This is a genomic window from Thermoplasmata archaeon, assembly GCA_038851035.1.
In the GTDB taxonomy this organism is placed as follows: domain Archaea; phylum Thermoplasmatota; class DTKX01; order VGTL01; family VGTL01; genus JAWCLH01.
Genome location: JAWCLH010000011.1, coordinates 47,042 through 62,035, shown reverse-complemented (window position 1 = coordinate 62,035; position 14,994 = coordinate 47,042). Strand labels below are relative to the sequence as shown.

The window sequence follows — 14,994 nt, the reverse complement described above, 5'->3', positions numbered from 1 at the left end:
TAGTATACCATAAAGTTAATGCACCCGCGTGGAAAATATGATGAGGGAGGTCGGATTCAGCATGAGGAGAATAGCGATTGCCGCCGCCCTGCTACTCTGCACGGCGGCCCTGCCGGTATGTTTCGCGTCGGACGAGGGCGGGGCCCACCCCCGGGCGGAGCCGCGCACAGTTCTTTTCGAACTCTTCACGGCCGTCAACAATACCGCCTGCGCGGATGACGAGAACGCCACCCACAGGCTCGCCTCCGAGTACAGCCGGGACAGGCTGGTGATTTTAGAGTGGTTCCCCTCAGGGGACCCGCTGGCCTGCCCCCAGTCGCAGGACAGGTACAGATACTACGCAGTCCTGAGTACCCCGAGGGGTCAGGTCGACGGGGAGCCGCATTCGGTGGACACGACTAACGAGAGCGTCTCCTACCGGACTTACAAGGACGCTATTGACGCCCGCCTGAACGAGAGCTCCCCGGTCGCGATTGCCGGGAACCTCACTCAGAACGGTAGCCACGCAGCAATTCTGCAGTACAACGTCTCCTTCAAGGAGACCACTCCAAACACCCTCCTGAAGGTCTACTCATTCCTCTACGAGGACGCTGTGGTCTATGCAGGGACCAGCGGGGTGAACATCCACAGATATGTGGTCAGGCGGCAGGTGCACGAGCAGGCCCTGACCGGCGCGGTCTTCCAGCCCGGCGGCTGGGCCCGGGCGACGGTGAACATCGAGCTCGACCCTTCCTGGAACCCATTTAACGTCGGCGTCGCCGTGGTTCTCCAGTCGGATGCTACTAGATCCGTCCTTCAATCGAGGGCATTCACGATGCCGATCGGGGGTTCGTATCAGGTCGATTTGGAGCCCGGGGAGCAGACCCTCGAGCTCCGCGCAGGACAGGCCGGAGAGGCAGAGGTGCGGGTCAAGAACACAGGCGCCTACATTGAGACGGTGCAGCTCTCCCTCTCGGGACCGGCTGCGTCCTGGGCCTCACTCCCGCAGTCCTCCGTCACGCTGGCCCCTCTTCAGGAGACCACCGTCAATGTCGGAGTGAGCGTGCCCGCGGGTACCGCTCCGGGGGGCTACCAGTTCACCGTCAAGGGAACTTCGAGAGAGGACCCAGGCAAGAGCGATCAGGTCACGGTGCGGGTGAAGGTGCCCGAGGAGGTCTACTACGGCGTCTCACTGAGCCCCTCGAGCGCGGAGCAGAGCGTCAGGGCCGGTGAGGCTCCGACCTTCCAGATAAAGGTAAAGAACACCGGGACCGAGCCAGACACAATCGACCTCCAGCTCCGCGGGGACGAGCCTACGTGGGCCCAGCTCAGCCGCACATCCCTCCAGCTCGGGGCCGGGGAGGAAGACTACACGACACTGACCGTTACCGTTCCGGGTGACGCCAACACGGGCGACTACGACTACACCGTCAGGGGAACCTCAAGGGCCGACCCGTCAAAATACAGCGAGGCCAGGGCGAGGGTCAGGGTCTCGGGCCAGGCCGCGCCATCTTACGGCGTGAAAATTCAGCCGGCGGAAATGGGGAGGACGGTGGCGCCAGGGGGCTCGGCCTCCTTCGACCTGATTGTGACCAACACCGGGAGCGCGGAGGACATCTTCGACCTCTCCAAGACGGGGAACGCCAGCGGGTGGGCACTAGTCTCCCCGATCTCGCTGCGGCTAGGCCCCTCTGAGGAGGGCTTCGTTAGTGTGAGGGTAGATGTCCCCTCCTCAGCGGGCGCGGCGGAGTATATAGTGAATGTCAGGGCAACCTCGCGCGGCGACACGACCCAGAGGGCCGAGGCCCGACTGATTATCGAGGTCCAGCTTCCGGAGGAGCCATTGAGGATAACCATGGTGAGCCACTTCCCGAACTCCCCCACATCGAAGGACGTCGTGACAATAACAGCTGTTGTCTCGGGCACCTCGGTCTCACGGGCCGAGGTCACCTATATTGAGAACGGCGTGAGCCATGGCCCGGAGAGGATGAGCAGGAACGGGACAACTTTCGTCATCCAGCTCGGGCCATTTAAGGCAAAATCGGAAGTGAAGTACTTCGTGACCGCATATTCAGAATCAGGAAAGAGCAATAGATCCGAGGAGCGCTCGTTCACGGTCAGGGCCGCGCCCTCGCAGACCGGTGGTGGCGCGCCGGGGTTTGAAACCCTGCTAGTCACGGGCGCTGTCCTCCTGATTGTCATCGTGCGCCGGAGGCTGCGGCCCGGGCAGTGAGCCGAAGGGTGCGAAAAGCCTATCTCCTCCACCCCTATTCCTGCTCACGAAATGCCCAAGAGCAATACACGCAAGTTCCTGGGGACCTTCTTCCACAACCGGGTGAGTTCGAGGAAGAGGCCCTTCTTCGGGTCAATAGAGGCAACGAGGCGGTGCAACTCAAAGTGCACATTCTGCCCGATAGGCAACGAGAGACCGGAGCTCAAGAAGGGCGAGATGACAACGGAGCAGTTCTGCTCGATAATTGACCAATTCGCCGAGTTCGACATAATAGCCTTCTCCTTCCTAGGGGGCGAGCCCACGCTCCGAAATGACCTCGTCGAGCTGGGCCTGCACGCCCGGAAGCTCAATGTAATAAGCCAGGTCAGCACCAACGGCATAACTCTTGCGGACAACGCCGACACCTACACGAGGGCAATCGATGTAATTGTGGTGTCGCTGGACACTCTGAACCCCGAGAAGTACAAGGAGATTCGTGGTGTGGATAAGTACGATGAGGTCGTCGAAGGAATTCGAGAGGCGGTGAGGGCGGGAAAGAGCAACGGTTGCGCAATTCTGGTCAACACGGTGATTTGCGCTGCAAATCTGGACGAGGTGCCGGAGGTTGTGAAATTCGTGACAGGGCTGGGCGTGAATGGCATCCTCCTGGACTTCGCCACCTTCCACGATTACTGGACCACCCTGACTGTGGAAGGCTCCCGCTACGACCCGTCGAAGATGGACTGGAGGACCAGGAGCGAGGACGTGAGGAGGCTCGTGCCCCGGCTCATCGAGATGAAGAAGAAGTACCCGATTCTGACCTGCAAATCCTACTTGAGGACCTTCATCACGGGCGATTTCAGCTACCGCTGCTACCCCTACTTGTTCTGCTGCGTGAACAAGACCGGTGAGGTGGCGATACCCTGCTGGGACTCGCCCCACACGAGGTTCTACTCCCTCCTCGATGGAAGGAGGCTCAAGGACTTCTGGTTCTCGCCGGAGGTGGTCGAGGCAAGGAAGAAGGTCGAGAACTGCTCGACTTGTTACATGCACTGCATCGTCGAGCCGAGCAAGGTTCTTGGCGAGCCCCTGCGCCACATGGGCGACCTCATCGAGTGGGTCAATACATTCAGGAAGCACGGGAGGGTCTGAGGGCGTCTCCCAGAGGGGGCCGCCAGCCGAGGATGAGACCTCGGGGTTAGCATGGGTAGAGGAGGAGATGGGGAGGGGCACTCAATAACCGTCGGAGGACGGCTGGGGAGTGGAGGAAATGTCGTACAGGGTTGACAGGGAGGAACTCGTCGGCCTGGCCGGGAAGAACTTCGAGGAGCTTCTTAACTGCGCAGAGTCCGTCACGAAGGCTGTGGCGGAGCATTTCAGCGTGGGGGAGGGGTGCTTCCCGAGAGCCGCCACGCCCTTCGGCGGCGGGATGGCCCGAACGGGGGGGCCGTGCGGCGCGGTCAGCGGGGCGCTGATGGGCCTCGGCCTGCTCTTCGGGAGGGACGCGGGTGGCGACCACCGCCACATTGACAGGGTCTACGCAATGGTGCAAGACTTCACGTCCGAGTTCACAAAGCGCTTCGGCTCGACGCTCTGTAGCGGGCTGCTGGGCTGCGACATCAGCACCGCGAGGGGCAGGATAGAGGCGAAGAAGAGGCGGCTCTTCACGACCGTCTGTCCGGACTTCGTGAGGGGCGCGGTGGAGATTCTGGCGGACATCGTGGAGAGGGAGGCAGAGGGGAGATATGACTTGAAATGAGTTAGACGAGCGTGATCCTCTTCTCCGCCCGGATGTCGAACCTCCCATTCAGCCAAGCGAGCACGCTGTACTCGCCCACTGGCACCCTCTCCCAGGTCTCGTTCCCGTCGGTCACCACCCGGACGCTCTGGTTCCACAGGAAGGTGCCGAGCAGCTTTCTCTCCCCGGCCAGCACCCTCAGCTCCGTCTCCGACGGCTCCGCGCCCGTATCGTGGTTCACCACCACACCGCCGCTCCAGTTGTGGACCTCAAGTCTGAATGGCTGTGGAGAGGGCAGAACGTGCCTCCAGGCCCCACCCCGGGTGTTGTCCAGCCAGACCTCCACAGAGACGACATCGCCGGCCGAGAAGCTCTCCTTCTGGAGCTTGAGCTCGAGCCGCGGCTCCTCCTCCGGCGGCTTCCTGAGGCTGTAGTAGGCCAGCACGGAGGCCAAAACCAGAGCTACGACCGCGACTACCGCTCCCGCAACTCGCGAGGCCCTCGCTGGCCTCGGGACTCCGGCCCCGCCGCCTGCCATCGCCCCGCGCCCCCTGCCGGTCGGCTCCGCCGCGCGGGTCGTGTCAATATCCAGCGCGATGCCGTCCCTTATCGCCATTGTACTCGCCAGCCGAATGCGAGTGGGTGATGAAATCTGTTTCGGCCAAAAGGTTAATAAAACCGTAGCCGGATGGGAATCCGGGTGCGGTTTGATGAAGAGAAAGGCTCTCGCGACGCTACTCGCTGTCCTCGTCGTCGCGGCGGTTGCCGTCCCGGCGGCCTACCTGCTTCTGAGGAGGGGGGAGGGCCCCGCCCCCACGCCCCACGGAACCATCCCGACCAACAACCCGCCCATCGCCCGCATCAGCGCGAGCGCCACGAGAATTCTCCACAACTTCGACGTCTCCCTGGACGGCACCGGGTCCACGGACCCGGACGGAGACCCGCTGGGCTTCGTCTGGGATTTCGGGGACGGGACGCCGCCCGTCGAAGCCCCGTCGGTCGTCCACAACTACTTCGAGGACGGCTCCTTCCAGGTGGTGCTGACGGTGTCCGACGGGAAGCTGAGCGACACCGACACCCTGACCATCACCGTCTACAACGGACCGCCCGTAATCGAGTCCTTCTTTCCCGCGAGCGAGCTCGTGGCGATTGACGAGGGCCGTAACCTGACCTTCGGCGTCAACGCCTCCGACCCGAACCTCGACGAGCTCGCCTATTCATGGTTTGTCGGCTCGAAACCGGTCGGGAACGGGAGTAGGTACACCTTCGTCTCCGATTATAAGAGCCAGGGTGTCTACGAAATCCGGGCCTCCGTCAGCGACGGAAAGGCCTCGGCCTCCGCCTCATGGAGGCTGACGGTCAGGAACGTGAACCGCCCGCCGAAGATAGAGACGGTGGACCCCCTCATGGACGTCACGATGGCCGAGGGAGAGACGGTGGCGCTGAGGGCCTCGGCCTCCGACGCGGATGGCGACATCCTGAGCTGGGTCTGGGTGGTGGACGAGGGCGTTAGGAGCAACGGCACGGGGCCTCAGGCGGAGCTCATCTACCGGCCCGACTACCGCTCCAGCGGCGTCCACAGGGCCCGCGTGACCTTCTCGGACGGGAGCGAGAGCGCCTCCCACTCGTGGAACATCACCGTCAGGAACACGAACCTGCCCCCGGAGATAGTGAGCTACAACCCGGAGAGGGACTTCAGCCTCCCCGAGAACTCCGCACAGCTCTTCACCGTCACCGCCCTCGACCCTGACGGCGACCCATTGAGTTACAGCTGGAGCCTCAACGGCGCCCCCGTGGGCTCCCCTCAGGAGAGCCACTACACTTTCATAACCAACTACACCTCGAGCGGGAGATACTCTCTGAAGGTCGTGGTCTCCGACGGGAGACTCAACGCCTCCACTGCCTGGAACATCACCGTGACGAACGTGAACCGGCCTCCGACGGCGCGGGTCTCGGCGAGCCCGGATGAGGGCCCCTCGGGCGCCCCGTTCCTCTTCGACGCCAGCGCCTCCAGCGACCCGGACGGGGAGGAGCTGAGGTTCGAGTGGGACCTGGGCGACGGCAGCGGGGCGGAAGGGGCGAGGGTGAGCCACTCTTACATCGAGCCTGGGAGGTTCAGGGTCAGTGTCACCGTCCGGGACCCCTGGGGCGCCTGTTCCACCGCATCCGTGAATGTGACCGTGCTCCCGGGGCTCTCCCGGGTCTGGGCGCTGGGGGCCTTCACGGAGCACATTGTCCACATGCTCATAGAGGACTTGGACGCTGACGGCCACAGGGAACTCGTGGTTGCGCTCGGGGCCGGCGTGGACGAGAGCGGCGTCGCCCACGGCCGCGTGGTCATCTACGACCTCGCGACCCGTCAGGAGGAGTGGAGGAGCGAGGACATCGGGGAGCCTTCGGCGCTAATGGCGGTAAGCCTTGACGACGACCCAGCCTTGGAACTCATTGTCGGACTGGAACTCCGCGTCACTGCTGACCCGTATGGGATGGTCGAGGAGGGCGCGATCCAAATTTTCGACGGCGCAACCCACTCCTTGGAGCAACAGGCGGCGATGCCGGGGGCCGTAACGAGCGTCCTGGTCGCCGACCTGGACCTAGACCTCCGGAAGGAGATTCTGGCCGGATACATTCAAACCACATCCATTGACCTCGCGGGTGGGGGGATGAGACTCAGGGGAGGGCTGGCGGCCTACGACCGGAGTCTCAATCAGATATGGAATAGTACCGGCTGGGGCCTGACGCTCCTGGCCGCCGCGGAGAATATTGACGGGGACGCCGCCGTTGAAATCGCCCTCGCCACGGTGAGCGGCTTCACTATTGCGGGCGTTGTGTGCAACGTCTCCGGCTTCGAATGGGTGACTGGCGAGCCGGTGATCAAGGGCGAGCTGAGGGGGGTCCTGCCCAGCGCATTTGCACTGGCCGACCTCAACGGCGACGGTGTGATGGAGGTGCTGGTGGGTGAATCGGAGCGCGACGACACCACGGGTTCCTACAGGGGCTGCGTCTACGCCCTAGACCCAGGGATGACGGTCAATTGGAGGTCCGCCAACATCGGCGGCGTGACAGCCCTTCTTGCCGCGGACATTGACGGCCGGGCCGGGCCCGAGCTCTGCGCGGGCGTGGTCGAGAGCGAGAACGACGAGGGTGATTTCAGGGGCAGGGTCGTCGTTTTCGGGAGCGACTGGATAGAGCTCTGGAGGACCGGCGACGTCGGCCAGGTCTCTTGGCTCGCCGCGGGCGACGTGAACGGAGACGGGGTGGCGGAGCTGGTGGCGGCCTGCGTGGGGAGCTGGAGCGAGAGCGGTGGCGCCAACACAACGCTCAGGGTTTTCTCGGGAGTGGGGAAGAAAGAAATCGCCAATGCCACCGGACTCCACGAAATCACCGCCGGATTTCTTCTCGTTGATTGCGACGGTGACGCACCCCTGGAGATTTTGCTGGCGGAGTGGCTGGAAACGGAGGCGGCGGCATACGTCCGGCTCTATGAAATGTGAGCTGGTACCTACCACGGGGCTTTGAAATACCCCCGGCCCGCTTCGGGAGCCTTGTGGAGCCCGTTGCCCTCCTGGTTTCTGTCCTGCTCGCCTCGGTTATAGGAGCTCTTGCGGGGGCCGCCGCCGGCCTTGTCCCGGGGCTCCATATCAACAACCTCGCCTATTTGATCGCAGGGTCCTCGGCTGCTTTGAGTGGGGCACTGGTAGCGCTCGTGGCGTGGCTCGGCGCCGCCGGTCCAGAGGGGCCCCTGCTCGTGGCATCGGTCATGGTCTCCGCCGTCATCGCCCACACATTCACCAGCCTCCTGCCCTCGGTTTTCCTCGGTGCGCCGGACCCTGCAAGGACCCTCTCGGTCCTCCCGGCCCACAGGATGCTGCTCGAGGGCAGGGGGCTCGAGGCCGTCAGGTGCTCGCTCACGGGCTGCGCCGGAGGTCTTGCGGCGAGCCTCTTAGCCCTCCCCATCTTCAGGCTTCTCATGGGGGACCCAGTGGAGGCCTATGAGAGGCTCAGGCCCTGCCTGGCCCTCATTTTGATTCTAATAGCGGTCGTTCTTATCGTCAGCGAGCCTCCGTCCCCCGCGGCTCGTCAGGCCAGGGAACTGGCGCTCAAAAACGCCTCCTCGAGTCGCTACGGCCCGGCGGAACCGGCGCACCGGTGCGCGCTGGTTCTCGAGCGTGTGGCCAGCGCCTCCCTTGCTCTCTCGGGAGGCGGGGAATGGCTCGAGAAGGTGGGCGTAGTTGATGTGAGGCCTTGGGCTGTCCCCGCGCACATCGGCGGAATGGTCAGGCTCGCCGGGGTTGTGTCGGAGGTGAAGCGTATTAATGGAGGGGTCTCTTTCGTCGTCGAGGAAGGGGGAGCAGTCGAGGTGCTCGTTCCGGAGGGCAGGGAGTCGTTAGCTGATGGGCTCCGGGTCGGGGAGATCGTTATCGTCGAGGGCAGGGTGGCGCGGGCGCTTGAAGGCGGCTGGGGAATCGGCCGGAGGCTGCTTGCGGCCGCGTTCTTTCTCGCCTCCGGATTTCTCGGGCTTGTCGTGCTTGGCGGAGGGAGGGTGGGCTCGCGCAACTGGTACCTGCTCGGCGCTCCCCCGATTCCTGAGGGCGTCATGCTCTTCCCGCTCCTCTGCGGTCTCTTCGGCATGCCCGCCCTCCTCCTAGGTGCCCTGGACGCTCCCGCCACACCGCCACAGAGAACGCTGGAGACGCCTCTTCCCCTCCGGAGAAGGCTTCTGGCGATTCTCACCGGCACACTCGCGGGGGGACTCATCGGCTGGTATCCCGGCATGACCTCGGCCCACGGCTCGGTGATAGCGAGGCTAATGACAGGCGGTGAGGGATGTGAGAGGGGAGAAATGGGCGACGGCAGCGGCCCGAGCATTGACGGAAGACATGCAGGTAATGAGAACAACGGCTCGAACAATGGTGGAAAGGGGTATGGGTTTGTAGGTGTCGGGGAAGGGGGTGCCAGAAAGGGAAAGGAGGCCGGGAGGGGTCGGTCGCGAGAGGGCTCTCTCCACAGAGGCGATGACGCGAGGGAGTTCCTGATATCACTGTCCGCGGTGAGCGTGGCGAACGCGTTTTTCAATATCGTCGCGCTTTTCGTGATTCTGAGGGCGCGCAGCGGAGCACTTCATCTGACGCGGATGGTTCTCGAGGGTTCTCTGGAGCCCTGGTGGCCCGCAGCCTCGATGCCCCGCGCCTTCGCGCTCCTTATATTCTCCGCCGCCGTCGGGGCAGCGCTTGCGCTCCCTCTGACGCTGATTGTTGGAAGAGCGCTTGCGCGCGTATACGAGAGGGTCCCGTATAGGAAGCTCCAGCTCTGCGTGGCGGCCCTGCTCGTGTCGCTCATGCTCGTGTTCTCGGGGGTGGCCGGTCTCGCAGTTGCCGCGGTTGCGCTCTGTCTAGGCCTGATTCCGCCCCTCGCGGGCGTCAGGAGGGTCCATCTGATGGGCGCGATTCTCCTGCCGGTGATTCTCTTCTTCCTCGGCGCCGACGCGGGGGTGATGTCATTCCTGGGGCTGTAGCCCACGCCCTCGCGGCGGTGGCGTTCTCCGCCGGAATCCGCGCCCTATGGGGCCTCCCCCCGGTCTCCGGCACCGTCTTTTTCTCGGGCATAGTTTCCGTGCTCATCGAGCTCGACAGGACGCCCCTTCCGCCGACCAGGACCCCCCTCGGCCACTCGATTCCGGCGGCCGCAACCTGGAGCCTCGTCATCTGCACCGTCGCGTCGGCCATCTCTCCCGGCTCAATCCGGGAGGCCGCCATCGCCTCCCTCTCAGCATTCTCGTCGCACCTCGCCGCCGATGCTTTCACTGCCGAGGGTATATTCCTGTGGCCCCGGGCGCTCTCGCCGGAGAGCTGGCTCGCTCCCTATCCGCCCGAGAGTGTGCTGGAGCACGGAGGAAGGAGGTTTCTGATGCCCACTGCCGCGGGGGCACTCCCGACGCCGTGGTGCGGCTGGCGGGCGCTCTCGCTCTCGCGTTTGGGCGACCGGAGCCCGGCATTGAACGCCGCCCTCTCCGCGTCGGGCCTCGCTGCGACGGCTATCGCGATGGCGTTCTCATGAGGCCCTACCACCGATTTGATAGCGCTCGCGCTTACCCTATGCGTACCGCTGATTTTTTATATTACTCCGTCAATGATAAATCAGCCATGCGCATCAGACGGAGCCTTCTTGCTCTCGCGATACTCTCCTCACTGCTCCTTCCGGCCCCGCCGGTGGCCACGGAAAGCCGGGCTGGGGCCGCTCTCGCAGACGAGAGGGGCCCTCGGGCCCTCGACACACAGTCCAGCGCCGAGGTACTCTCGCAGAATATCACCATCTTTCTGCATCCCGATACGCACGGGATATCCGCCGACGCGCAGGTTATCATCAGGGCGAACATCTACATTAGTGAGCTAGTTTTTCAGCTCCTTGATACACTTGAGGTGACCCTCCTAGAGGCCGGCGGCGAGGCGCTGGACTTCTCCAGAGAGGGGAGCCGACTGACAGTCAGGCTCCCGGGGAGAATTCCGCCGAACGGCACGGTCGCCTTGAATATTTCCTACAGGGGCGAGCTCCGGGTCTATGAGGGCGGGCTCAGGGACGACTATGTCGGTCCTGAGGGAGCGTATGTCAAGGGCTCGACCGCCTGGTACCTTTACCACCACACCTCCGACTGGGCCGACTACAGACTGAAAATATGCTGCCCCGCGGAGTGGACCGCGGTGGCGGACGGGGAGCTCACGGAAGTTGAGAGGGGGTCTCTTTGGGCGAACTACACATGGGTCACGGACAGGCCCTGCATAAGGCCAGCGTTCGCGGCCGCGAACTACACTGCAACCTCCCTCCAGTGGAACGGGGTCAACATCACGGTCTACACATACCCCCACCACAGTGCCTCGGCCCCGGCCCACCTGCAGGAGGCGGCGGCGATACTCTCCCACCACTCGGCCCTCCTCGGCTCCTACGACAGGAAGAGCCTGAAAATCGTGGAGACGGACCACCAGACCTACGACGGCTACGCCTGTTCGGGGATGGTGATGCTCAAGCCCCTAGCCTTCTCCGGGACGGGCTGCGACTTTAAGCTCCTAGGCCACGAGCTCGGCCACATGTGGTTCCCCTACAAAACCGGCTACACCGGCTGGGGCTACCAGTGGATATGGGAGGGCTTCGCTGAGTACCTGCTGTGCATGTACGAGATGAGCCGGTATGGAACAAAGACAAGGCTCGAGAGCGACAGGGATTCCTTCGCCGCCGTCCACGACTCGCCGGAAGAGAAGCCCGTGCGCTCGACCACCTGGGGCGACGCCCTGACTTTCCCCGTTCTTTATGCGAAGGGCGCATACATACTTCACATGCTCAGAGGCTTGATGGGGGACGCGTCCTTCAACGCAACCCTCCGCGAGTTCGTGGAGGAGAACGAGTACGGCTGGGCGAGCGCGGACCGGTTCATATCGAAGGCAAAGCATCGCTGCCCCCTACCGCTGAACGCATTCTTTGACCAGTGGCTGAACACCACGAAGGACCTCGACATCGCGCTGCCCGCGGCGAGGGAGTACGAGAACGGGACCGGGGTGTATCTCGAGCTTGAGCCCGTCAACCTCCTCTCGGCCCGCGCCCGGGTGGATATCGGTCTGGAGTATGAGGATGGGTCTCGAGAGACAATAAGAGCCGGCTGGGACGGCGTAGCCTCGAGGGTCTCGCTCTCCGCCGGCCAAAGGGTCCCGAGAGTGGTCCTGGATCCGGAGGGCTGGCTGCTGGACGTCAACCTCTCCAATCAGGAGGCGACACCCCTCCCGGCCGGAAGGATATATGAGCTCGAGGCACTCTCGCTCAGCTTCAATGCGAGCCCCGCCGAGGGCGAGGTTCTTCATATCGAGGCCGGGGTCCTTAACAACTGCTCCTACGATGTGAAAGGAGTCAGGGTTGACTTTTTTGTGGACCGGACACCGCTCTCGAGTGAATTCATCAATATCAGCAGAGGAGAAATGCACGTTGTGAAGACCGCCTGGGTCGCGCTCGATGGCAGGCACGAGCTCGGGTTCGTGGTCGACGCCGGAGACGATATCAAGGAATGGAACGAGGGGAACAATGCCCTTTATCTCTGGGTCAGTGTTGGACCACCTCCACCCCGGCTGGACCTCCAGGCAGGAGAGCTCATCGTCCAGCCGCCCTCACCGGTCGAGGGAGAGGTCGTAAGCGTCAGGGCGATTATCAGAAACGCGGGCGAGGCCGAGCTACCTAATGCCTCCGCGGCGCTCGAGCTGGACGGTGAAGTGTTGAGGCGCTGGGAGGGGCTGAGACTGCCGGTGGGGTATGGCATGGAGCTCCGGACCACCCTCTCCCTCCCGCGTGGCTGGCACACCATCATGATTCTGGCCGACCCCGATCGCGCCATTGATGAGCTCGACGAGGGCAATAATCGAGCTGGAGTGGAGCTCTTCGTTAGATGGCCCCTGAACATCTCCCTCTCCTTCTCTCCCGAGGACCCCCTGACGCTGGAGCCTGTGACCTTCTATGTCAACGGCTCGGCCCAGGACTATCTCTTCGACTTCGGCGATGGAATCTCGACTGGTTGGCGTTGCGAAACGCGCGCAACTCATACCTACACAAAAGCCGCGGTCTATGAAATAGTCGTCAGGGGGAGGGTGGGCGGTTATCTCGAGGAGAGCGCTAGGGGGTTCCTGAGGGTGTCAAACAGGCCGCCAGAACTCAGCCTATTCTTCAACGATACCGCGCCCCTGAGCCTGACGAACGTCACAATGACCGCCAGGGCACTTGACCCAGACGGGGAGGTGAGGGGGGTCTTCTGGAGGCTCGGCGACGGCTCCACGGCGAGGGGGGAGAGGGTGGTGCACAGCTACTCCCGGCCGGGCAGCTATGAAATCAGCTGCACCGCCACCGACGACCACGGCGACAACACGAGCGTGGTCCAAAGGCTGACAGTGCGGAACCGCCTCCCAGAGGTGAGGTGGGAGGTTGCGGGTGAGAGAGCGAAAGCGAGGGCCGGCGAGAAGATTGCATTGAGAGCCATCGCGCGGGACCCGGACGGTATAGTTGTATCGCTCTCGTGGAATTTCGGCGACGGCCAGAGCGCGCGGGGTGAGCTGGTCGAGCACATCTATCCGAGGCCAGGCCGGTATCTGGTCACGCTCGAGGCCGAAGACGACTTCGGCGCGCAGGGGAATTTCTCAGACTGGGTTGAGGTGGCTCGTGGCGAGGCGACCGCCGGGCCCGACCCACTCCCCCTAGCCGCGGGCGTCGGCGCGATCTTGGCGGCTGCGCTCGCGTCCATCATTGGAACCATCCAGCATAGAAAGAAAAAGAGGCTGGAGCGAGAGTTCTTCAGAAAGCCATAAATCCGCAGAGTAGTTTCATCGGCCGATGGAGCGCCGCGGGGAGCTCGGGGGAAAAGGCTCCGGAGGGCCGGAGCTGGGCCTCGAGGCCTTCATGGAGGAGATTATCTCGACCCTTCAAAAAGGGGGTCCGGGGGACAAGGAGGCCCTCCACAGCCTCAAGGTGAGGCTGGCCCGGAAGCACGGGCTGGACCGTGTTCCGTCCGACGCCGAGATTCTCCGCCGGGTTCCAGATGACATGAGAAAGACACTGCTCCCCCTACTGAGGACGAAAGCTGTCAGGGAGGCCTCGGGCGTCGTGACGGTGGCTGCGATGACCTCGCCCGCGCAGTGCCCCCACGGCCGCTGCCTCTACTGCCCCGGAGGGGTTGAGAGGGGCTCTCCCCAGAGCTACACGGGCAGAGAGCCGGCTGCGCTGCGCGGGGCCTATTACGAATACGATTCTTACAGAGAGGTTAGAGGGAGGCTGGAGCAGCTCAGAATATGCGGTCACCCCACTGACAAGGTTGACCTAATTATAATGGGCGGGACTTTCCTCGCGAGACCCACCTTCTACCAGAGAGCCTTTATCAAGGGCTGCTACGACGCCATGAACGAGGCCGTCGGAGGCCCTGCCACTTTTAGCCCCGGGTCAATGCGCTTGGCGCAGGGTGGGGCTCGGGGCGAGGGAGGAGGGGGCGCCGCATCGCTGGAGGAGGCGATTGCCGCCAACGAGCTGGCGCCCTCGAGATGCATCGGCCTCACGGTCGAGACCAGACCCGACTGGTGCTTTGAGCCGCACATCGACGCCATGCTCTCCTTTGGAGCCACAAGGGTCGAGCTTGGGGTACAGAGCCTCTCGGACGTGGCGCTGGATAAAATGAAGAGGGGGCACGGCGTCGCTGAAACGATAAGGGCCACACAGCTCGCCCGCGACGCGGGACTGAAGGTGGGCTACCACATGATGCCCGGCTTCCCCTTCGTCGCGAGGGAGGAGGAGAGGGAGCACTACCGCCGCCTCTTCGAGGACCCCTCCTTCAGACCGGACATGCTCAAGCTCTACCCGACCCTTGTTCTCGAGGGAACCGGGCTCTACGAGATGTGGAAGAGGGGGGAATATGACCCCCTGACAACGGAGGAGGCTGTGGAGTTCCTTGCGGAGATCAAGAGCCGGTTCCCGCCGTGGGTTAGGGTCCAGAGAGTCCAGAGGGACATCCCGGTACAGCTCATCGCCGCCGGTGTGAAGAAGAGCAACCTTCGCCAGCTCGTCCGAAGGAGAATGGAGGAGATGGGGCTGAGGTGCGGGTGCATCAGGTGCCATGAGGTCGGTCACCTAGGCATGGGGTCTGGGACCGCCGCCGGCCTCTCGCTCAGAACCACGCTCTACGAAGCATCCGGCGGGCTCGAGGCCTTCATTTCCTTCGAAGCGGATGCCGGGGCCCTCGCCGGATACCTCCGGCTCAGGAGGCCCTCACCCGCCGCGCACAGACCCGAGATGCGTGGGGGTGTGAGCGCCATCGTCCGGGAGCTGAGGGTGCTCGGCGAGCCGGTGCCCTTCAACGAAGCTCCTGGGGATAGATGGCAGCACAGGGGACTTGGCGTGAGACTTATGGAAGAGGCGGAGAGAATCGCTCGAGAGGACTGGGGGGCAGAGGTTCTTTTGGTGAATAGTGGCGCGGGCGCGCGCGGCTACTACCGGAAAATGGGCTATGAACTAGTCGGGCCTTACATGGGAAAAAAGCTGCGCTCCCGATGAC

Annotated in this window: 9 protein-coding genes; 8 read left to right on the top strand and 1 reads right to left on the bottom strand. The window is 63.5% G+C overall.

Features of this window, described 5'->3' with window-relative positions; genetic code table 11:
- Nucleotides 1–37: 37 nt before the first annotated feature.
- The 3 genes from QW379_05160 to QW379_05150 all read left to right on the top strand — a co-directional run bounded on the left by QW379_05160 (nucleotide 38) and on the right by QW379_05150 (nucleotide 3,950).
- On the top strand, nucleotides 38–2,212 hold the full coding sequence (locus QW379_05160) for a hypothetical protein (protein MEM2869793.1): 2,175 nt from the start codon (nucleotides 38–40) through the stop codon (nucleotides 2,210–2,212).
- A 51-nt stretch (nucleotides 2,213–2,263) separates the two neighbouring features.
- Nucleotides 2,264–3,343: a radical SAM protein gene (locus QW379_05155; GenBank protein MEM2869792.1), complete on the top strand. Its 1,080-nt coding sequence runs from the start codon at nucleotides 2,264–2,266 to the stop codon at nucleotides 3,341–3,343.
- 118 nt (nucleotides 3,344–3,461) lie between these two features.
- Nucleotides 3,462–3,950 carry a C-GCAxxG-C-C family protein gene (locus QW379_05150; GenBank protein ID MEM2869791.1) on the top strand — a complete coding sequence of 163 codons (489 nt, stop codon included), beginning with the start codon at nucleotides 3,462–3,464 and terminating at the stop codon, nucleotides 3,948–3,950.
- Between the two features lies 1 nt (nucleotide 3,951).
- Here the strand turns inward: QW379_05150 and QW379_05145 are convergent, their stop codons facing one another.
- Entirely contained in the window at nucleotides 3,952–4,545 is a 594-nt protein-coding gene (locus tag QW379_05145) for a hypothetical protein (protein ID MEM2869790.1), read from the bottom strand.
- 94 nt (nucleotides 4,546–4,639) lie between these two features.
- On the opposite strand from QW379_05145, the gene QW379_05140 reads away from it, so the two are divergent.
- From QW379_05140 to QW379_05120, 5 genes are all read left to right on the top strand, one after another.
- Nucleotides 4,640–7,423 (top strand): PKD domain-containing protein, encoded by a 2,784-nt coding sequence (locus QW379_05140; GenBank protein ID MEM2869789.1) that lies wholly within the window; start codon nucleotides 4,640–4,642, stop codon nucleotides 7,421–7,423.
- A gap of 53 nt (nucleotides 7,424–7,476) precedes the next feature.
- A complete protein-coding gene (locus tag QW379_05135) occupies nucleotides 7,477–9,444 on the top strand; it encodes a tripartite tricarboxylate transporter permease (GenBank protein ID MEM2869788.1) in 1,968 nt (655 codons plus the stop codon).
- Between the two features lie 17 nt (nucleotides 9,445–9,461).
- On the top strand, nucleotides 9,462–9,986 hold the full coding sequence (locus QW379_05130) for a hypothetical protein (protein ID MEM2869787.1): 525 nt from the start codon (nucleotides 9,462–9,464) through the stop codon (nucleotides 9,984–9,986).
- Between the two features lie 86 nt (nucleotides 9,987–10,072).
- Nucleotides 10,073–13,261, top strand: coding sequence for a PKD domain-containing protein (locus QW379_05125; GenBank protein ID MEM2869786.1), 3,189 nt, complete (start codon nucleotides 10,073–10,075; stop codon nucleotides 13,259–13,261).
- Nucleotides 13,262–13,286: 25 nt separating this feature from the next.
- A complete protein-coding gene (locus tag QW379_05120; protein ID MEM2869785.1) occupies nucleotides 13,287–14,993 on the top strand; it encodes a tRNA uridine(34) 5-carboxymethylaminomethyl modification radical SAM/GNAT enzyme Elp3 in 1,707 nt (568 codons plus the stop codon).
- Nucleotide 14,994: the final 1 nt, after the last annotated feature.

Bases quoted from the DNA above. Each gene is read 5' to 3' on its own strand.
- QW379_05160 (MEM2869793.1), top strand. From the start codon at position 38: ATGATGAGGGAGGTCGGATTCAGCATGAGGAGAATAGCGATTGCCGCC.
- QW379_05155 (MEM2869792.1), top strand. From the start codon at position 2,264: ATGCCCAAGAGCAATACACGCAAGTTCCTGGGGACCTTCTTCCACAAC.
- QW379_05150 (MEM2869791.1), top strand. From the start codon at position 3,462: ATGTCGTACAGGGTTGACAGGGAGGAACTCGTCGGCCTGGCCGGGAAG.
- QW379_05145 (MEM2869790.1), bottom strand. From the start codon at position 4,545: ATGGCGATAAGGGACGGCATCGCGCTGGATATTGACACGACCCGCGCG.
- QW379_05140 (MEM2869789.1), top strand. From the start codon at position 4,640: ATGAAGAGAAAGGCTCTCGCGACGCTACTCGCTGTCCTCGTCGTCGCG.
- QW379_05125 (MEM2869786.1), top strand. From the start codon at position 10,073: ATGCGCATCAGACGGAGCCTTCTTGCTCTCGCGATACTCTCCTCACTG.
- QW379_05120 (MEM2869785.1), top strand. From the start codon at position 13,287: ATGGAGCGCCGCGGGGAGCTCGGGGGAAAAGGCTCCGGAGGGCCGGAG.